18 protein-coding genes are annotated in these 18,008 nt (G+C 60.8%); 4 read left to right on the top strand and 14 right to left on the bottom strand.

Annotated features, from left to right (window positions below):
• Positions 1-262 precede the first annotated feature (262 nt).
• From B9Z34_RS06830 to B9Z34_RS06805, 6 genes are all read right to left on the bottom strand, one after another.
• Positions 263-1,234: an alpha/beta fold hydrolase gene (locus tag B9Z34_RS06830; RefSeq protein WP_108427344.1), complete on the bottom strand. Its 972-nt coding sequence runs from the start codon at positions 1,232-1,234 to the stop codon at positions 263-265.
• Positions 1,234-2,244, bottom strand: a complete 1,011-nt coding sequence (locus B9Z34_RS06825; protein ID WP_108427343.1) for a tripartite tricarboxylate transporter substrate binding protein — start codon at positions 2,242-2,244, stop codon at positions 1,234-1,236. Before B9Z34_RS06825 ends, B9Z34_RS06830 begins: the two co-directional genes overlap by 1 nt.
• Positions 2,245-2,327: 83 nt before the next feature.
• The gene (locus B9Z34_RS06820; RefSeq protein WP_108427342.1) at positions 2,328-3,866 is read right to left on the bottom strand and encodes a class I adenylate-forming enzyme family protein; all 1,539 of its coding nucleotides are present in this window, start codon (positions 3,864-3,866) and stop codon (positions 2,328-2,330) included.
• Complete coding sequence (locus B9Z34_RS06815; RefSeq protein WP_108427373.1) at positions 3,866-5,110, bottom strand: acyl-CoA dehydrogenase family protein; 1,245 nt, start codon at positions 5,108-5,110, stop codon at positions 3,866-3,868. The genes B9Z34_RS06820 and B9Z34_RS06815 overlap by 1 nt, the downstream gene beginning before the upstream one ends.
• A gap of 20 nt (positions 5,111-5,130) precedes the next feature.
• The gene (locus tag B9Z34_RS06810; protein ID WP_108427341.1) at positions 5,131-5,913 is read right to left on the bottom strand and encodes an alpha/beta fold hydrolase; all 783 of its coding nucleotides are present in this window, start codon (positions 5,911-5,913) and stop codon (positions 5,131-5,133) included.
• Positions 5,914-6,058: 145 nt separating this feature from the next.
• Positions 6,059-7,144, bottom strand: coding sequence for a peptidase M29 (locus tag B9Z34_RS06805; RefSeq protein WP_108427340.1), 1,086 nt, complete (start codon positions 7,142-7,144; stop codon positions 6,059-6,061).
• A gap of 95 nt (positions 7,145-7,239) precedes the next feature.
• Here B9Z34_RS06805 and B9Z34_RS06800 point away from each other — a divergent pair, with 95 nt between their 5' ends.
• The 4 genes from B9Z34_RS06800 (at position 7,240) to B9Z34_RS14465 (ending at position 9,440) form a co-directional block, all read left to right on the top strand.
• A complete protein-coding gene (locus B9Z34_RS06800; protein WP_108427339.1) occupies positions 7,240-7,788 on the top strand; it encodes a flavin reductase family protein in 549 nt (182 codons plus the stop codon).
• The gene (locus B9Z34_RS06795) at positions 7,785-8,246 is read left to right on the top strand and encodes a MarR family winged helix-turn-helix transcriptional regulator (RefSeq protein WP_108427338.1); all 462 of its coding nucleotides are present in this window, start codon (positions 7,785-7,787) and stop codon (positions 8,244-8,246) included. The genes B9Z34_RS06800 and B9Z34_RS06795 overlap by 4 nt, the downstream gene beginning before the upstream one ends.
• 12 nt (positions 8,247-8,258) lie before the next feature.
• Positions 8,259-8,552 carry a DNA-binding transcriptional regulator gene (locus tag B9Z34_RS06790; protein ID WP_108427337.1) on the top strand — a complete coding sequence of 98 codons (294 nt, stop codon included), beginning with the start codon at positions 8,259-8,261 and terminating at the stop codon, positions 8,550-8,552.
• Positions 8,553-8,657: 105 nt separating this feature from the next.
• The gene (locus B9Z34_RS14465) at positions 8,658-9,440 is read left to right on the top strand and encodes a hypothetical protein (RefSeq protein ID WP_158268705.1); all 783 of its coding nucleotides are present in this window, start codon (positions 8,658-8,660) and stop codon (positions 9,438-9,440) included.
• On the opposite strand, the gene B9Z34_RS06785 is transcribed toward B9Z34_RS14465, so the two are convergent.
• The 8 genes from B9Z34_RS06785 to B9Z34_RS06750 all read right to left on the bottom strand — a co-directional run bounded on the left by B9Z34_RS06785 (position 9,432) and on the right by B9Z34_RS06750 (position 17,940).
• A complete protein-coding gene (locus B9Z34_RS06785) occupies positions 9,432-9,854 on the bottom strand; it encodes a hypothetical protein (RefSeq protein WP_108427336.1) in 423 nt (140 codons plus the stop codon). The genes B9Z34_RS14465 and B9Z34_RS06785 overlap by 9 nt on opposite strands.
• Before the next feature lie 199 nt (positions 9,855-10,053).
• Positions 10,054-10,449, bottom strand: coding sequence for a RidA family protein (locus tag B9Z34_RS06780; RefSeq protein WP_108427335.1), 396 nt, complete (start codon positions 10,447-10,449; stop codon positions 10,054-10,056).
• Positions 10,450-10,459: 10 nt separating this feature from the next.
• Entirely contained in the window at positions 10,460-12,112 is a 1,653-nt protein-coding gene (locus tag B9Z34_RS06775) for an AMP-binding protein (RefSeq protein WP_199220088.1), read from the bottom strand.
• A gap of 19 nt (positions 12,113-12,131) precedes the next feature.
• Entirely contained in the window at positions 12,132-13,316 is a 1,185-nt protein-coding gene (locus tag B9Z34_RS06770) for an acyl-CoA dehydrogenase family protein (RefSeq protein ID WP_108427333.1), read from the bottom strand.
• Between the two features lie 3 nt (positions 13,317-13,319).
• Positions 13,320-14,180, bottom strand: a complete 861-nt coding sequence (locus tag B9Z34_RS06765) for an enoyl-CoA hydratase family protein (RefSeq protein WP_108427332.1) — start codon at positions 14,178-14,180, stop codon at positions 13,320-13,322.
• A gap of 14 nt (positions 14,181-14,194) precedes the next feature.
• Complete coding sequence (locus B9Z34_RS06760; RefSeq protein ID WP_108427331.1) at positions 14,195-14,698, bottom strand: MarR family winged helix-turn-helix transcriptional regulator; 504 nt, start codon at positions 14,696-14,698, stop codon at positions 14,195-14,197.
• Entirely contained in the window at positions 14,695-15,486 is a 792-nt protein-coding gene (locus tag B9Z34_RS06755) for an SDR family NAD(P)-dependent oxidoreductase (RefSeq protein WP_108427330.1), read from the bottom strand. Before B9Z34_RS06755 ends, B9Z34_RS06760 begins: the two co-directional genes overlap by 4 nt.
• Before the next feature lie 120 nt (positions 15,487-15,606).
• The gene (locus B9Z34_RS06750) at positions 15,607-17,940 is read right to left on the bottom strand and encodes a bifunctional salicylyl-CoA 5-hydroxylase/oxidoreductase (RefSeq protein ID WP_108427329.1); all 2,334 of its coding nucleotides are present in this window, start codon (positions 17,938-17,940) and stop codon (positions 15,607-15,609) included.
• Between the last annotated feature and the right edge of the window lie 68 nt (positions 17,941-18,008).

Below are 18,008 nucleotides of genomic sequence, written 5' to 3'. Positions count from 1 at the left end.
AGCTGCCAGTCCTCATCGAGGCGAACAAATTCCGACGGCTGCACCGAGCACTCCATGGCCTTCTCCTTCCATACGCAATGGAGAAGAGCATATCTCAAATTGATATTTTAAGTTAGCGCATATGCGCCTTCGCGGGTATCCATGGCTGGCGAAAGCATGGACCCCCGATCAAGTCGAGGGTGACAGCACTAGGCTATGACGAGGGTGACAGAGCTAAACCAAGTCGGGGGCGACAGAGAACGGAAAGTGACGGGACCAGCCGTCACACCATCCACTGCGCCAGCGCGTCGCTGGTGGCTTCGGGCAATTCTTCAGGGATGAAATGCCCGGAGGGCATGACCTGGCCACTGACACGCACCGCGCATTGCGCCTGCCACAGCTCAACCGGTTTGAACATGCGGTTGACCACGCCCCGGCTGCCCCACAGGACCAAGGTGTCGCAGGCGATTTTGTCACCGCGCTCTCGGCTTTCACGGTCGTGCTGCAGGTCGATGCCTGCACTGGCGCGGTAGTCTTCGGCTGCGCTGTGGATAGCGGCAGGCCAGCCCTTGTCGTTGAGTGCGGGGTTGCAAAAGGCGCGTTCGTATTCGGCCAAGGCTTCAGGCTCGATGTAGCCCAAGCCCTCGCTGCCCCAGCCGCCCAGCTTGGCGTGCAAATAGGCCTTGGGGTTGCCGCCGATCATGAACTCGGGCAAGGGCGCGGGTTGCGTCAGGTGGAACCAGTGGTAATAGGCCTGCGCAAAGGCAAAGTACGGGTCGGCCACCGGGCCAGAGACCTCCGGTTTTTTGCCCCACAGACCGCCGTACATGTCGAAAGTGGGCGCGATGTCGATCACGCACAACTTGCGCACACGCGATGCATGGTCCAGCGCCAAACGGTGCGCCACGCGCCCGCCCCGGTCGTGACCGCACAGGAAAAAATCGCCCACACCCAAGGCGTCGAGCAGGCCCACCACTTCTTGCGCCATGGCGCGTTTGCTGTAGTGGGCATGCTCGGCGTCGCCCACGGCGTGCGACGAATCGCCATAGCCCCGCAAGTCGGGCATCACCAAGCGGTAACGGCCACGCAGGTTTTGCGCGACGCGGTGCCACATGACATGGGTTTGCGGAAAGCCGTGCAGCAAGACCAGCACGGGCAGATGAGATTGCGCTGTCCAGTTGGCCGATTGCCGAAAGCAGACGGGCAAGCCCGCCACTGTGCGCGTTTGCCGCTCGAAGCCTTCAAACCAGGCCATCAGTCGACCTTGGCACCCGAGGCTTTGACCACCTCGGCCCACTTTTTGTGCTCAGCGTCAATCAGCGCGGCAAACTGCGCGGGCGTGTTGCCGCTGGGGATCGCACCCAAGGTGGCGAGGCGTTCTTTCATGGCCGGGGTGGCGAGCGACTTGGCTACTTCTTGCTGGATGCGGCTGACCACGTCGGCAGGCGTGCCTGCGGGGGCCAGCAAACCGAACCAGCTGCTGGCTTCAAAGCCTTTGAGGCCACCCGCTTCTTCGACGGTCGGCAAGTCGGGCAGTGCTGCCGAACGCTGGCTGCTGGTCACGGCCAAGGCCTTGAGTTTGCCCGCCTTGATGAGTTGCATGGCCGAGGGCAGGTTGTCGAACATCACGTCCATGCTGCCGCCCACCAAATCGAGCAAGGCGGGACCGGAACCCCGGTAAGGGATGTGCGCCATGAAAGTGCCGGTTTGCGACTTGAACAGCTCGCCCGCCAGATGGATGGACGTGCCATTGCCGCTGGAGGCCATGTTCAGCTTGCCGGGGTTGGCTTTGGCGTACTGGATGAAATCCTTGACGTTGTTGATCTTGTTGGCGGCGGCTTTTTCGGCGTTGACCACCATCACATTAGGCACACCCGCCACCAGGGTGATGGGCACAAAGTCCTTGAAGGGGTCATAGGGCAGCTTGCTGTACAAGGCGCGGTTGATGCCGTGCGTGCCCACCGTGCCCATGAGCAGGGTGTAACCATCGCCCGCCGACTTGGCCACTTGTTCGGCCCCCAGGTTGCCCCCGGCTCCGCCTTTGTTTTCGATCACGAATTGCTGGCCAAAGGCCTTGGCCAGGTCCGGCGCGATGGCGCGGGCCAAAATGTCGGTGGTGCCGCCGGGTGCAAAAGGCACCACGATCTTGACCGGCTTGTTAGGCCAAGCGGTTTGCGCCCAGCTGGCAGGGGCCGCCGACAACAACAGTGCCGCGGCCATGCCCAACACTGGACGACGCGTGAATGACTTTGGAAAATGGACCATGCTTGTCTCCTTGCAACAGATGCAAAGCATGATGCCACTCGCCTGCGCGAACACTGTCACTCAGGCGAAGAAAGCCGGTTGATTTAAGGGTTTGTTCTAGTCAATTGGGCCTGCAGCTGCGGCTTAAGCACCTTGCCCAAAGCGCTTTTGGGCAGACTGTCCATGAACACCACACGGCGGGGCAATTTGAAGCGTGCAATGCGCGACTGCAAATGCGCCAGCACCGCCTCTGCGTCCAATGCCTGCCCTGCGGCGTCGGGCGAGCGCACCAGCACGGCCACAGGCACTTCGCCCCAGCGCGCATCGGGCAGGCCGACCACGGCGCTTTCGGCCACGCCGGGCAGGGTGACGAGCTGGTTTTCGATTTCGGCCGGGTAGATGTTCTCGCCGCCCGAGATGATCATGTCTTTGCTGCGGCCCACGATGGTGATGCAGCCGTCTTCGGCACGCTGACCCAGATCGCCCGAATGGAACCAGCCGTCCTGCAGGCCTGAGCTGAGCTCTCCGTCGGTACGCCAGTAACCGCACATCAGGTTGGCAGCGCGGATGCAGACTTCGCCCGTCTCTCCGGGGCCGACTTCCTGCCCTTGATCGTCGATGAGTTTGACTTGCGCCTCCGGGTGCGGCCAGCCCGAATCACCCACGCGGGCCATGGCCTCGGGCAGGCGCAGCACGATGGACACCGGGCCGGTCTCGGTGGTGCCATAGACCTGGCCCACGGGCACACCGCGTTCGTGCAGCGTTTCGAGGTAAGCCACGGGCACAGTGGACGAGCCGGTCATCACACCGCGCAGGCAGGCGAGCGAGGTGTCGGCCCAGCGTGGGTGTTCAAACACGGCGCGCATGGTGGCGGGCACCAAGAGCGACAGCGTCGGGCGGCTGGTGTTCATTTCACCCAGCCAGGCCGCCGGGTCAAAGCGCGGGTGCAGCACCACCTCGATGCCCGACAGCAAGGCGGGCAGGGTCTGGATGCACAGGCCACCCACATGGAACATGGGCAAGGTGGACAGCACCTTGTCGCCCGGCACAAAGTCGTGCGCCCAGGCACTGGCTCGCGCGTTGGCCAGCAGCGCCGCTTGCGTGTGCACCGCCCCCTTGGGCACGCCCGTAGTGCCCGAGGTGTAGACCAGCAGCAGCGGCAGCTCGCCATGCACGTCGGGCAACGGCAAGGCCCGAGGCGAGGCGGTGGCGATCAGGCTGTCCTGGTGGGTGTGCTGCAGGCCCTCGCCTTGCAACGCATGGACTGTATCGGCATGGTGGGTGTCGTACACCAGCAAGCGCGGCTGGGCGTCTCCCATGACCTGCTGCAGCTCGGGCACGGCCAGGCGAAAATTCAGCGGCAAAAAAATCGCACCCAAACGGGCGCAGGCCACCAGCGTGACGAGTTGCAGTTCGTGGTTAAAACCGAGCCAGGCCACGCGGTCGCCCGGCTGCACGCCCCAGGTCGACTGCAGGTGCGCGGTGACCCGCTGCACACGTCGCCAGAACTTGGCAAAGTCATAGGCGAAGGTGCCGCCTGTTTTGCGCTCGTCGCCTCGGAAGGTCATGGCGGGATGCGTGCCGCAGTCCTGCGCCAGCTGTGCAAAACGGGCCGCGATGGGGCTGGTTTCGTCGCCCCACATCACTCGTCTTTTTCGCCGGGTTCGTACAGCGCTTCGCGCCCGATGCGGTCCATGCACAGCTCGGCCGTCCAGGGCAGCATGAGCGAGCCGCAGCGTGCATCGCGGTACAGGCGCTCGAGCGGCAGGCTTTTGAGCATGGACTGGCCGCCGCAGGTGCGGATCGCCAAGCGGGCGATGTCTTGCGCGTTCTCCATGATGGTGTACTGCGCGGCATAGGCGCGCAGGCGGGTCGACTTGCTCGGGTCGACCTTGGCGTCTTCAATGGCGCGCAAGAAGAGGTTGCGGGTTTGTTCGAGTTTGACAAACATCTCGGCCACGGCGATTTGCTTGGTGGCGAACTGGCGGCGCTTGACGGGGCCCGTGCCGGGAATCTCGCCACGCAAATAGGCCACGGTGAAGTCGTACGCCGCTTGCGCGATGCCCATGTAGGTGGGCGAGAGCGTCATGAACATGTGCGGCCAGCGGCTGGCGGCCTGAAAGTACAGACCTTGCGGCATCAGCGCCGCGTCGTCGGGCACGAACACGTCTTTGAAGATGAGGTTGCGCGACACGGTGGCGCGCATGCCCAGCGGGTCCCAATCGCCTTCGATGGTGAGGCCCGGTGCCGTGCGGGGTATGGCCAGGTACAGGGTGTCACGGCGCGAAAGGTCTGAACCTTCCTTTTTCTCGGTGCACAGCACGCCAAAGTAATCGGCAGCGTCGGACAAGGATGCAAAGATTTTTTTGCCGTTGATCTTCCAGCCGCCATCGACTTTGACAGCGAGGGTGCCGAAGGGCTGAGCGCCTGACGCTGCTGCACCGCCTTCCGAGAACGGCTGCGCGTAAATCGCACCGTCTTTCACCACCCGGGCAAAGTGGGTGGCCTGGTGCTGGCGGTGGCTGGCGCGATGCTCTGGCGTCATCTCCAGGTCTTCAGACAACAAGCCGCTCCAGAGCATGGTGCAGACGTGCATGTTGAAGGTGAGCGCGGTGGCGCCGCAATAGCGACCAATCTCGGCCGAGACCATGGCATACGTCGCGTAATCGGCCCCCTGGCCGCCGTGCGCTTCGGGCACGCAAAGCGCCAGCAGGCCCGAGTCACGCATGTCGTTGTAGTTGGCAAACGGGAACTGCGCGTCACGGTCCAGTTGCGCAGCGCGGGGGGCGAACTTCTCGCGGCCCAGCTGACGGGCCAAGGCCATCAGCTTTTGCTGCTTCTCGGTCAGGGGGTAGTCGTCGCCACAGATGGGCATGGTGTGCGGCATCGTTTTGTCTTGCACGTCGCTCATGGTTTCACGTCCTTCAGGAATTTTTCGAGTTCGGCGTTGAACGCCTCGGGCTGTTCGTAATGCAGCAAATGCCCTGCCCCGGCCAGGCAGGCGTAGCGCGCACCTGGAATTTTCTGCGCCATGCGCTGCACCACGGTGGGCGGTGCGGTGCGGTCATGCCCTGCGGCCAGGCACAGCACGGGCACGGTAAGGGTGGGTAAAGCGGCGCGTTGCTCAAACTGCACCAGCGCATGCAGGGCGGCGCGGTAAGTGGCGGGCGGCACGGCCGACATGCTTTGGTGTGCCGACTTGAGCTTGAGCGCATCGCCACCAGGCGCGGCCATGGTGGAGATCAGCTTGTCGGCGATGTCGCCCATGGTTTTGCCCGCTTCCAAAAGGGCCAGACGCTGTGCCAGAAACTGCTTTTGAAAATCACCATCGCTGTTGCCAAAAGCCGGACTGCTAGCGGCCAGCAGCAGGCCACGGATGCGCTCAGGCTTTTGCGTCCAGGCTTGCAGGGCGACCATGGCGCCCATGCTGTGGCCCACCAACACCGCTTGGTCGATGCCTGCTGCGTCCAGCATCTGCCACAGGGCTTGCGCCAGGTGCGCGAAGTCATAGGGGGTGACCGTGGGGCTGTCGCCATAACCGGGCATGTCCCAAGCCAGGCTGCGCCAACCCAGAGCGGCCACATGCGCTTGCTGCGCTGCCCAGCCGTGTCGACCCCCGCCCACGCCGTGCAAGAACACCACGGCGGGTTGTGTGGGCAAGCCCACGTCGGTGAAGGCGGGCGTATTCATGAAAAGTACTGCCTGAAAATCTTCCGCGTTGCAGGTTTGATGTGGGAGGCCGCCCCTGCGGCCGAATGTTGAACGTGGCTCCGCCCTGCATTCGCGAGCGGGGGCTCGCTCCCACATGGATTCAGGAAAGCGGGTGCCTGCAGCATCATGAAAGCGCATCCGTTTGAACCACTCCCGCATCGACCACCACCGTGTCGTCGAGCTTAATGGTGCAGCCGCGCATGGGCAAGTCAAAGTGGCCCAGCGTGTGGCGGCCCGCCACCTCGTTGGCCCCGGTCGAATACAAAAAGTTACCCGCAAAGGCACGCAGCTCGGTGCCGTTGCAGTCGCGCTTGTCGTAAAACGCCATGGCGTCCCAACGCGCTGCCGGGTTCAGGCCAAAGCCCACATGCGAGACGGCATAAGCGGCGCGGTGGCCTTCGGCGTCTTCCCAGGCTTTCCAGTAGCCACGCATCATGTCCACATCGACGCCCTGCCCCTCGATGGTGACCACACTGTCGTTCTCGATGGTCAGGCGGATCGTGTCGCGCAAATAGCTTTTGAAGGTCAGATTCACATCGCCCGGGGCCATGACCAGCGTGCCGTTGACACTGCCTGCGGCCGGGAATGCCAGCGCCAGCCCCGCAGGCCAGTGCGAGACCATGCCCGGCTTGGGGCAAAAGCCCCACACACCGCCCACCACCGCTTGTTTGTCGCCGTGTTTCAGGTTCACGCGCAAGTCGGTGCCTGCGGCAGACGTGACGTGCATGTGTTGTGCGCTACGCAGCTTCTTCATCGCAGCTCGCACCACGCCTTCGAGCGCCGGATCAGGCACGGTGCGCTCTAAAATTTCAGGGTGCTCGTTGGACACCATGAGCAGGCGCGGCAGGTGGCCGTCCACGCCTTTCATGATGGAGGGCAACTCGGGCGCGTGCAGCAGACCTTCCACGGTGCAGTCCACCACCATGTCGGCGCGGGCGAGAGCCGCCACCACGGGGCCGAGCTGGCCAATCGCATCGCTGGCACCTGTGGATCGCACCGGGGCGGGGGCGGTGAGTGCGGGCGTTGTCAGCGTCACCTCGAACACGCGGGCACCCATGGCCTCCAGCGCGAGGCGGGCCAAGTCCACGTTGACCCGGCGTGATTGGGTTTCGGCCAAAATGGCGACCACTTCGCCAGGCTGCACCTTGCACAGCGTGAAGGTGCGGGTAAACGCCGCGAGCCACCTGTTTTCGATTCGTTCCACCAGCATGCTTGTCTCCTTGGCCTGCAGCTCTGAACGGTTCTCCTGCAGACATGAATGGTCAGTTTATATGAAAATTCATGCAATTCAACTATCATCCACCCATGCACCAAGCTCCCCCATCTCACATCAAAGCGCTGAGTCCAGACTTTGAAACGCCGCATTTCAAACAAGCACTGTCGCGCTTTGCCACGGGAGTGACCGTCATCACCACGTTCGCATCAGGTGCACACAAGGGCGATTCGGCCAGCAGCAGCTTTGTGGGCATCACCGCCAGCTCGTTCAATTCGGTGTCGCTCACGCCGCCGCTCGTGCTGTGGAGCTTGGGCCACCGGGCCAGCAGCTTGCCGCTGTTCCATGCGGGCACGCATTATGTGGTGAATGTGCTGGCCGCAGACCAGCTCGACTTGTGCAACCGCTTTGCCTACGGGAAAGGCGACCGCTTTGCCGACACCGCCTACACCCTGGGGCAAGCTGGGTTACCCATTTTGAAAGGCGCGCTGGCCTGGTTTGAATGCCACAACCGCAACCGCCACGAAGAAGGCGACCATGTGATTTTTGTGGGCGAAGTGGAACGCTGCGGGTTCAGCGATGGTTCGGCCCCGCTCGTTTACCAGGGCGGTCAGTTCAGCACCACCACGCCACTGGCATGAGCAACTCAGCAGGCTTTGTCGACGACTACCTGGCCTACTTGCTGGCACGCGCCAGCCATTTGATTTCGAGCGAATTCCACGCCGTGGTTGAGGCCAACGGCCTGAGCCTGATGGAGTGGCGCGTCATGGCGAGCCTGTCGGGAAAAGACAGTTTGAGCATCAACGAACTCGCCAGCATCGTGCTGGCCAAACAACCCACCGTGACCAAGCTGGTGGGCCGCATGCAAGACGCCGGGTGGGTCACGCGTTGCGACGCTGCACATGACAAACGCCAAAGCCTGGTGAGCCTCACGGCCGCAGGTCGGCGCAAAGTGCAGCCGCTACTGAAGCAAGCCAAAGCGCACGAAGCGCAAGTGGTGTCTGCCTTGGGGGCGGAACAGGCGCATCAACTTAAGCTTATGTTGGAGAGCTTGATTGCGGCGCATACACATGCTGGCGAAAATGTGGTCGAATCGTGAAAGTAAACACACATGACCAACGCATTCAAGATCATCAAACAAGGCTTGACTGAGGCCATTGCACATGCCAAGACCAAAGACACAGAAACCACTGGCGTGAAGCTGTACCAGCCTCAGGCCGTCAATGTGTCGGACCTGCGACAGCGACTGAGCCTGACACAAGAACAGTTTGCTGCACGCTTTGGTTTTTCAGTAGCAACACTGCGCCATTGGGAGCGTGGCGACCGCTCGCCAAGCTGCGCATCGCTGGTGTTGCTCAACGTGATTGATCGCAATCCCTCAGCGATGTTGCAAGCATTGCAGTAAAACGATCCGAACAATGCTCTAGCAAGTTCAACATAAGCCATTGATTTCTCTTTACTTTAGAACAATCAAACTTGCATGAGACGAAAGCAACTGTCGCCTAATCCTATGCCACTCTGGCTGGCGGAGGTTGACGAAGAATCACACTTTGACCGTCAAGCCGTACTAACTGGTTCTATTTATTACCCTGGCTGTGGTTTTGATGGGAGTCCTATCGAAGCCTATGGGGGCTTTTCACATAGTTTTGTGTATGTAGATTACTACTGTGACAAAGAAACTATCTTAAGAAAAATCTCTAGATTTGGAGGTTATGAACCAGTTTTTATACGAGAAATCAAAAAAGATGAATTATCAGAATACACAAGGCCAACCATCTACCCTACAGTCACCGATTTCTATGGCGCACGCCCAGATGACTCAATTCCCGAATTGATAAATCGTAATAAGTCAATTGCCAATAGCGGGCAAGCACCATTTTCTATTTGGACAGTAATGAAAAGGCGGTCAAAAACAAATCCATCGCATGGCCCAGACCGATTCTCTTTATTATATGTCTTTGGCGAGGGCGTAGCCACATATCATGCTCTGTACAACTCAAATAAAATTTGTCCAACTGCAATTGTCATCGCTGGTGCCGATATTGGCTTCGGAAGAAATTGGACGTTGTTTGAACAACAAGGTGGAATATTTGAAAGAATCGTGATGGAAAATTCAGCAGGAATTCCAAAATATTTATTCACTTGGAATCGATATGACCCAACATACAAGGACGTTCAGGGTAGATCACAAGCAATTAAAATGTATTGGCAAAAATACACTAAAAAAATTCCAGATCGAAAATTTCTATCAATATGGGCCGCCGAATTAAAAGATGATATCGGTTTAGACTGAAATTATTTTATATGCTTCAAGCCACTTTACAATCCACGCAGTCCCTACCCCACGACTAAAGCCTTTGGCTGAAAAGGCTTTGGTGGGATGATTTTTTCTGCAGTAGTCGACTAGTTTATCGTGCGGATATAGGTACCAGCAATTTGTTTTTTTATCTTCAAACATAATGAAAATTTCTTTATTTTCATACTTTGGGTCTATCGTAATACGCCCTTTAAGCTGAATCTTTAGCCAGTCACCATCAAGATGTTGCGCCAAAAAGTCAGCGCCCATCCAATCATATGGCAGAAGATTCGTTACAAAGCCGTAATCAGCAAGGACGGCCGATGCTTTTTGAAAATTGTATGACTCCTTCATGCTGGCAGAAAGTTTTTGATAGGAAATCTTCTTATATTTTTTCAGGACTGAGGACATTGAATTCTCCCAATATATACTGCAAAAAATCACAGTGGAAATATGGCAATTATTTACCAAGCCAAAAATTTTTAATAGCAATTATCATATTATTTTAAAAAATTAAATTAGCGACAACAACAACTCCCAAACTAAACCCTCCGCTGACCTTACCCATCGATCTGCACAGCCGTAGCCATCACACAAGCCGCGAACCCAGTCAGTCCGGCACCACCGCCGTGACCTCAATCTCCACCAGCGCCCGGTCTTCCACCAAATCAGCCACTTGCACCAGCGTCATGGTCGGGTAGTTTCTGCCGATGACTTCCTGATAGACCTTGCCCAGCTCTCTGCCGCGTGCCAGGTATTCCTTCTTGTCCTTGACGTACCAGGTCATGCGGGCCATGTGCTGTGGGCCTGCACCTGCGCAGGCCAACGTATCGACAATGTTTTGCAGGGCCTGCCGGCACTGGGCCACAAAGTCGTCGGTCTCGAATTGGGCCTGGCCGTTCCAGCCGATCATGCCTGCGACGAACACCATGCGGCCGCGTGCTTCGATGCCATTGGCATAGCCTTTGGCGGGGGCCCAGCCTTCGGGTTGCAAGACGTTGAACATGGAGGGCTCCTTAAGAAATTTGACGCAGCTTGAAGCGCTGCAGTTTGCCGGTTTCGGTGCGGGGCAAGGCGTCCAAAAAGACCACTTTGCGCGGGTACTTGAACGGGGCGATGGTTTGCTTAACGTGCTCTTGCAGGGCTTTTTCCATGGCCGCATCGCCCGTGTGGCCGGGCTTGAGCACCACATAGGCCTGCACGATGTGGCCACGGTCTTCGTCGGGCATGCCGACCACGCCGCATTCGGCCACGGCCAGGTGTTGCAGCAAAGCGCCTTCCACCTCGGGGCCTGCGATGTTGTAGCCCGCCGAGATGATCATGTCGTCGTTGCGCGCCTGGTAGCTGAAGTACCCGTCCAAGTCCATGACGAAGGTGTCGCCGGGCAGGTTCCAGCCGTCTTTCACATAGTCTTGCTGGCGCGGGTCGGCCAGGTATTTGCAGCCCGTGGGGCCGCGCACCGCGAGCCGCCCCAAGGTGCCGGGCGGCACGGGCTGCATGTCGTCATCCACGATCTGTGCCACATAGCCGGGCACCACTTGGCCAATGCTGCCGGGGCGCACCTGCGCGCCCGCGCTCGAGATGTAGATGTGGATCACTTCGGTGCCGCCAATGCCGTCGGTCATCTCGATGCCCGTGGCCTGCTTCCACAGCTGGCGGGTGGCGTCGGGCAAGGCCTCGCCTGCCGAGACGGGGTGTTTGAGGCTCGTCAGGTCAACACCTTTGGCCAGCGTTGCTATTTGGCGGTACATGGTGGGCGCGGTATAGCACTGCGTGGCGCGGTACTTGGCAATGGTCTGCATCAAGGTCTCGGGCGTGTGCTTTTCGAGCAGCACAGTGCTTGCGCCATAGCGCAGCGGAAACGCCAGCAGACCACCCAAGCCGAATGTGAAGGCGATGGGCGGCGTGCCGCAGACCACATCGGTTTCGTCCATCTGCAAGATGTGACGCGGAAACAAATCGCACATGGCCAGCACATCGCGGTGAAAGTGCATGGTGCCCTTGGGCTTGCCCGTGGTGCCGCTGGTGAACGCGATCAGGCACACGTCATCGCGGCTGGTGGGGTGGGCGGTGTACGCGTCGCTCTGCCGCTGCATCCGATGCTCCAGGCCATCAGGGGCATCGCTGCGGAACTGCACCAGCTGCTGCAAGCTGGCCATGTGGCTGGCGTGGCCGGGCGTCATGCAGTGCTGCAGTTCGTCGGCCAGCAGGCTGTCGCACAGCGCGGCGCTGACCTGGGCCTTGTCGATGATCTGGGCCAGCTCGCCCGCACGCAGCAGCGGCATGGTGGGCACGGCGACAAGACCCGCCTTGATCGCGCCCAGCAAGCAAGCGGCCATCATGGGGCTGTTGCCACCGCGCAGCAAAATGCGGTTGCCGGGCACGAGGCCCATGTCTTGTGTCAGCACCTGGGCGATGCGGTTGCTCTTGTCTTGCAACTGCGCATACGTCCAGCTGAAGTCAGCTGAGCTGCTGGAAAAATCGCTCACGCCATGCAGCGCGATGCGCTCACCCCGACCCGCTTGCACATGGCGGTCTACCAATTCCACCGCGCAGTTGAGGACGTCGGGGTAAGCCAGCTCGGGTCGATCTGCGATGAACACGGGCCATTGGTCTTGGGGTGGCAGCCGGTCACGCGCAAAAGTGTCGGTGTGGCTGCTGGGCAGCAGTTGGTTCCAGTCGCTCATGTCAACCTTTCAGCAAATCTTTGCCGATGATCAGCTGCTGCACTTCGGTCGCGCCTTCGTAAATGCGCAGCGCTCGGATCTCGCGGTACAGCGACTCCACCATCACGCCCTTTTTGACGCCCATGCCTCCGTGCATCTGCACCGCCATGTCGATGATCTGCTGGGCGTTTTCGGTGGCGGTCATCTTGGCCATGGCCGCTTCGCGGGTGATACGCCCGCCTTGGTCACGCAACCAAGCGGCGCGGTAGGTCAAGAGCGTGGCCGCGTCCAGCATCGTCGCCATCTGCGCGATCTTGGTTTGCGTGATCTGAAAGTCGCCCAAGGTTTGGCCAAACATCTGGCGTGACCGTGCCCAGGCGATGGACTCGTGCAGCGCACGCCGCCCAAAACCCAAAGCGGCCGCCGCCACCGAGGTACGAAACACATCGAGCGTGGCCATGGCGACCTTGAAGCCCTGGCCCGCTTCGCCAATGCGCTGCTTGGCAGCGACTTTGCAGTTATCAAACTTGAGCGTGGCCAACGGGTGGGGCGCCACCACGTCGATGCGCTCTTCAATCGACAGACCGGGCATGTCGGCATCGACAATGAAAGCCGTGATGCCGCGTGCGCCGGGCGCTTCGCCTGTGCGGGCGAACACCACATAAAAATCGGCGATGCCCCCATTGCTGATCCAGGTCTTGCGACCGTTGAGCACATAGCCGTCTGCCGTAGCCGTGGCACTGCACTGCATGGCGGCCACGTCCGAGCCTGCATCGGGCTCGCTCAAGGCAAAGGCGCTCAGGGCCTGGCCCGACGCCACACGCGGCAGGTAACGCTGCTTTTGGTCGGCTGTGCCCATGAGGCTGATGGCGCCCGTGCCCAAGCCCTGCATGGCAAACGCGAAGTCCGACAAACCGTTGTGGAAAGCCAGCGTTTCGCGCAGCAGGCACAGTTGTCGGGTATCGATGGCGTCAGACGCTGCGCCGTAGGCCGTGCCCGAGACGGCATGCTTGAGCCAGCCGCCGCTGCCCAGCAGGCGCACCAGACGGATGCATTCAGCGTCCACCGCGTCGCGGCTTTCGTCGTGGTGTGCGTGTGCCAGGTGTTCGTTGCACCAGGCGTCCAGCCGCACTTTGAAGTCGCGGTGGCTGTCGTCAAAGAAGGGCCAGTCGAGTTCTGCTGGGTGTGACGCTGTGTGGTCGGACATGGCTCAATCCCCCTCGAACACTGGCGTTTGCTTGCCCACAAAGGCGTGGTATGCCCGGTGGAAGTCGTTCGTGGCCATGCAGATGGCCTGGGCCTGGGCTTCGGCCTCGATGGCTTCGTCCACGCCCATGTTCCATTCCTGCTGAAGCATCTTCTTGGTGATGCCGTTGGCAAAGGTGGGGCCTGCCACCAGCTGTGCGGCCATGGCCTGTGCATCGGCCAGCACAGTGCCTGCATCGCACACGCGGTTGTAAAAACCCCAGCGCTCGGCCTCCAGCGCACCCAGGCCACGCCCGGTGAAGAGCAGCTCGCTGGCGCGCCCTTGGCCGATGATGCGCGGCAAGAGCGCGCAGGCGCCCATGTCGCAACCGGCCAGGCCCACCTTGTTGAACAGGAAATAAGTCTTGCTACGCTCGGTGCCGTAGCGCAGGTCAGACGCCATGGCCAAGATGGCCCCTGCGCCCGCGCACACGCCGTCGATGGCGGCGATGATGGGCTGCGGGCAAGCACGCATGGCCTTGACCAAGTCGCCCGTCATGCGGGTGAAGGCCAGGAGGCCGGGCATGTCCAGCTTCGTGAGCGGGCCAATGATCTCGTGCACATCGCCACCCGAGCAGAAGTTGCCGCCCTCGCCCGTGATGACCACAGCGTGGATGTCGGGTGCGTAGGGCAAGGCGCGGAAAAAATCACGTAGCTCGGCGTAAGAGTCGAAAGACAGCGGGTTCTTGCGCTCGGGGCGGTTCAGGCTCACTGTGGCTACACCGTCTTTGACGGACAACAAGAAGTGTTCTGGTTGATAAGCCGCCATGGCTTGGTTGTGGCGGGGCAGCTGGTGCGGCTGCCCTGGCAGGTAGCGTGTGCTCATGGGTTCTCCTCGGTTCATTCCGTGTGTGGGTGGATGGGGGGTGGGCTGGGTTGACCCGTCTTCAGGGTGCCCAGCAATTGGTGAAGTTGCTCTTGCTGCTGTGCGGGCAAGGGCGACAGCAACTCGACCACCCAGCTTTCGTGGGCACTGGCCATGGCGGCAAAAGCCTCGCGACCAGCAGGCGTCAGGTGCACCGCAAACGCACGTCGGTCTCCGGGCTGGGGTTGGCGTTGCACGAGTTGTTCTTTTTCCAGCTGGTCGACTATGGCTGTGACGTTGCCGCCCGTGACCATCATGCGGCGCGACAGCTCGCTCATCGACAGGCCTCGCGGTTCGCGCTCCAGCTGCGCCATCAAGTCAAAGCGCGGCAGCGTGATGCCAAACTGCTCACGCAGGCGCTGGCGGATCGTGTCTTCGATGCGGATGGTGGCCGACAACAGGCGCAGCCACAGGCGCAGCGAGGCGTGGTGGTCGGCGTGGGCACGCACCTCCATGTCAATGTCAGGTCGAGCGCTCATCCTGCCAGCTCCCCGCCGTCAATCGCAATGGCCTGGCCGTTGATCGCGTCGCTGCCCGCTGCGCACAGCCACAAAACGCTTTGCGCCACTTCCTGCGGTTGAACCAGGCGCTGCTGCGGGTTGCTGGCGGCCAGTGCCTGGCGGGCTTCAACTTCGCTCTTGCCGGTTTTGTTCACGATGTTCTGCACCGCTTCGCGCACGATGTCGGTCTCTGTGTAACCCGGGCAAATCGCGTTCACCGTCACACCCTTGCGGGCCAACTCCAGCGCCAAGGCCTTGGTCAGACCCACCACGCCGTGCTTGGCGGCTACATAGGCACTCACATAGGCGTAGCCCTTGAGGCCCGCTGTGCTGGCGATGTTCACGATGCGTCCCGGTGTTCCGTTCGCTGCTGCTTCTAGCATGCCCGGCAGCACCGCCTGGATGCAGTGGTAAGTGCCCGTGAGGTTGACATTCAGCATCTGCTGCCACAGCGCGGCATCGGTTTTGGCAAAGGGCGCACTGTGTGCCTGACCCGCGTTGTTGACCAGGATGTTGACCGGACCCAAGCGGGCTTGCGCTTGCTGAACAGCCGCTTGCACGGCGTGTTCATCGGCCACATCCATGGGCGCGATCATCACCGCCACGTCGGGTACTTGCGCACGCAGCGCCTCGGCTTGCGCCTGCAGCTTATCTTGCGAGCGACCACACAGGGTCAAGCGGCAACCCGCTTGCGCGAGCTGCGACGCGATGGCAGCGCCAATGCCTGCGCCCGCGCCTGTGATGAGGGCGTGGCGGTTGCTCAGCATGCTTTCACCTCTGTAGGAGCGGCGCCCTCGCCGCGACGGCCGCCCATTCGCGACGAGGGAGTCGCTCCCACAAATTCAAATTGCAAGGAAGTTGAAGTCCCCCCATGTGAATTCAACATCTCAGTCTCCTTTGCTCGCGGTCTGCATGGCACGCTCGCGGGCAAAACCTGCTTCGAGCTGCGGCTTGCCCGACACGTAGCCACGCGGCCAGACGATGTCCTTGAAGCCGATGCGCGCCGCTTCGGTCAGGGTCCAGGCCGGGTTGGCCAGATGCGGGCGTGCCACGGCGCACAGGTCGGCGCGCCCTGCGGCCAGGATGCTGTTGACGTGGTCGGCTTCGCTGATGGCGCCCACCGCGATGGTGGAGATGCCCGCTTCCTGGCGGATGCGGTCGGCAAACGGGGTCTGGTACATGCGGCCATAAGTGGGCTTTTGCTGCGCACTGACCTGGCCCGACGAGCAGTCGATCATATCGGCGCCTGCAGCCTTGAAGGCGCGTGCGATCTCGACCGCATCGCTCGGAGTGATGCCACCTTCGACCCAGTCGTGCGCCGAGATGCGCACCGACATCGGCAGATGTTTGGGCCAGGCTGCACGCACGGCGGCAAACACTTCTACCGGGTAACGCAGACGGTTGGCGAGCGAACCGCCGTACTCGTCGGTTCGCTGATTGGTCAATGGACTGATGAAACTCGACAAGAGATATCCGTGTGCACAGTGCAGTTCCAGCCAGTCAAAGCCTGCTTGGGCAGCGCGCTGCGTGCAGGCCACGAAGTCAGCCGTGACGCGCTCCATGTCGGCAAGCGTCATGGCACGTGGAACATCGCCATGGGGCAGATACGGGATGGCTGACGCAGCGATCAGAGGCCAGTTGCCTTCTGCATCGTCTGCGGGCACAGGCTGGTCCATGCCCGCGCCTTGCCAGGGACGGCAGGTGGAGCCTTTGGGCCCGGCGTGTCCGATCTGCAGTCCGATCTTGGCGTCTGACTTGGCGTGCACCCAGTCCACTATTCTTGCAAAGTCGCTGGTCTGCTGGTCATTCCACAGGCCCGGGCAACCGTGCGTGATGCGGCCGTCGGCGCTGGGCGCAGTCATCTCGACCATCACCAGCCCTGCACCGCCCATGGCGCGTGCGCCCAAGTGCACAAGGTGGTCGTCGCCCACGCGGCCGTCCACCGCCATGTATTGCGCCATGGGCGATACCACCACGCGGTTCTTGAGCGTGACCGAGCGTTGGGTATAGGGCGTGAACATCGGTGGGCGAATGCCCGGGGTTGCGGTACGGCCTGCAAACCAGGCCTCATAGCCTTCAAGCCAGGCCTTGTCACGCAGACGCAAATTCTCGTGGCTGATGCGCTGGCTTCGGGTGAGCATGGAGTACATGAACTGCTCGGGTTCGAGCTGGTCGCAGTAGCGCTCGCCGCAGACCTCGAACCACTCCATCGCGTTCCAGGCCGCGTTCTGCAGGCGGATCACGTCGATCTCCCGCACGGCCTGGTACTTCTGCAGCACCTCGGGAATGCGGTCGGCCGTGTCGCCCACGGTCTTGAACTGGCGAACCAGCTCGATCGCGTCTTCAAGCGCGAGCTTGGTGCCCGAGCCGATCGCGAAATGCGCGGTGTGCACCGCGTCGCCCATCAGCACCACATGGCTGTTGCCGTTGAAGGTCGACCAGTTGGCGCACTTCACGCGCTGGAAATTGAGCCACGCCGATCCGCGCAGGTGGCGGGCATTGGTCATCAGCTTTTCGCCCTGCAGGTTCTTAGCAAAGAGCTTTTCACAAAAGGCAATCGAGGCATCCTGATCGGCCTTGTCCAGACCGTGGGCCAGCCAGACGTGCTCAGGGCACTCGACGATGAAGGTCGATGTCTGGTTGTCGAATTTGTACACGTGCGCCTGAAACCAGCCGTGTTCGGTCTTCTCGAACAAGAAGGTGAAAGCGTCGTACAGGCGGTTGGTGCCCAGCCAGATGTAGCGGTTAGGCCGCGTCACAATGTCGGGCTGAAAGACCTCGGGCATGCGGCTGCGCACACGCGAGTTGATGCCGTCGCTGGCGATGATCAGGTCAGCATCGGGGAAGTCAAGATCGGATTGCACGTCCTGCTCAAACAGCAGCTTCACCCCCAATTCCTCGCATCGCGCTTGCAGGATGTTGAGCAGCTTCTTGCGGCCGATGCCCACAAAACCGTGACCGCCAGAGCGGATCACGCGGTCCTTGAAGTGCAACTCGATATCGTCCCAGTGGTTGAAGGCCTGCTGCACCTCGTTGGCGGTTTCAAGGTCCCACTGGCGCATGTTTTCGAGCGTCTGGTCGGAAAACACCACACCCCAACCAAAGGTGTCATAGGGCTTGTTGCGCTCCACCACCGTGATGTCGTGGTGCGGGCCGAGTTTTTTCATCAGCAACGCGAAGTACAAGCCGGAAGGACCACCGCCAATGCACACGATTTTCATGTTCACTCTCTTTGCTTTAGACCATACAAACTCATTGATTCAGGTCCATATATTTGATACTTCAAGTA

Source organism: Limnohabitans sp. Hippo3 (assembly GCF_003063665.1).
Classification (GTDB): domain Bacteria; phylum Pseudomonadota; class Gammaproteobacteria; order Burkholderiales; family Burkholderiaceae_C; genus Limnohabitans_A.
Note: the sequence above shows the minus strand (reverse complement) of the source record. Positions and strands in the feature narration are given on the sequence as shown.

What these genes read in the sequence shown, in the direction of transcription:
- B9Z34_RS06830 (WP_108427344.1), bottom strand. Translation starts at nt 1,234, where the DNA reads ATGGCCTGGTTTGAAGGCTTCGAGCGGCAAACGCGCACAGTGGCGGGC.
- B9Z34_RS06825 (WP_108427343.1), bottom strand. Translation starts at nt 2,244, where the DNA reads ATGGTCCATTTTCCAAAGTCATTCACGCGTCGTCCAGTGTTGGGCATG.
- B9Z34_RS06820 (WP_108427342.1), bottom strand. Translation starts at nt 3,866, where the DNA reads ATGTGGGGCGACGAAACCAGCCCCATCGCGGCCCGTTTTGCACAGCTG.
- B9Z34_RS06815 (WP_108427373.1), bottom strand. Translation starts at nt 5,110, where the DNA reads ATGCCGCACACCATGCCCATCTGTGGCGACGACTACCCCCTGACCGAG.
- B9Z34_RS06810 (WP_108427341.1), bottom strand. Translation starts at nt 5,913, where the DNA reads ATGAATACGCCCGCCTTCACCGACGTGGGCTTGCCCACACAACCCGCC.
- B9Z34_RS06805 (WP_108427340.1), bottom strand. Translation starts at nt 7,144, where the DNA reads ATGCTGGTGGAACGAATCGAAAACAGGTGGCTCGCGGCGTTTACCCGC.
- B9Z34_RS06800 (WP_108427339.1), top strand. Translation starts at nt 7,240, where the DNA reads ATGCACCAAGCTCCCCCATCTCACATCAAAGCGCTGAGTCCAGACTTT.
- B9Z34_RS06795 (WP_108427338.1), top strand. Translation starts at nt 7,785, where the DNA reads ATGAGCAACTCAGCAGGCTTTGTCGACGACTACCTGGCCTACTTGCTG.
- B9Z34_RS06790 (WP_108427337.1), top strand. Translation starts at nt 8,259, where the DNA reads ATGACCAACGCATTCAAGATCATCAAACAAGGCTTGACTGAGGCCATT.
- B9Z34_RS14465 (WP_158268705.1), top strand. Translation starts at nt 8,658, where the DNA reads ATGCCACTCTGGCTGGCGGAGGTTGACGAAGAATCACACTTTGACCGT.
- B9Z34_RS06785 (WP_108427336.1), bottom strand. Translation starts at nt 9,854, where the DNA reads ATGTCCTCAGTCCTGAAAAAATATAAGAAGATTTCCTATCAAAAACTT.
- B9Z34_RS06780 (WP_108427335.1), bottom strand. Translation starts at nt 10,449, where the DNA reads ATGTTCAACGTCTTGCAACCCGAAGGCTGGGCCCCCGCCAAAGGCTAT.
- B9Z34_RS06770 (WP_108427333.1), bottom strand. Translation starts at nt 13,316, where the DNA reads ATGTCCGACCACACAGCGTCACACCCAGCAGAACTCGACTGGCCCTTC.
- B9Z34_RS06765 (WP_108427332.1), bottom strand. Translation starts at nt 14,180, where the DNA reads ATGAGCACACGCTACCTGCCAGGGCAGCCGCACCAGCTGCCCCGCCAC.
- B9Z34_RS06760 (WP_108427331.1), bottom strand. Translation starts at nt 14,698, where the DNA reads ATGAGCGCTCGACCTGACATTGACATGGAGGTGCGTGCCCACGCCGAC.
- B9Z34_RS06755 (WP_108427330.1), bottom strand. Translation starts at nt 15,486, where the DNA reads ATGCTGAGCAACCGCCACGCCCTCATCACAGGCGCGGGCGCAGGCATT.
- B9Z34_RS06750 (WP_108427329.1), bottom strand. Translation starts at nt 17,940, where the DNA reads ATGAAAATCGTGTGCATTGGCGGTGGTCCTTCCGGCTTGTACTTCGCG.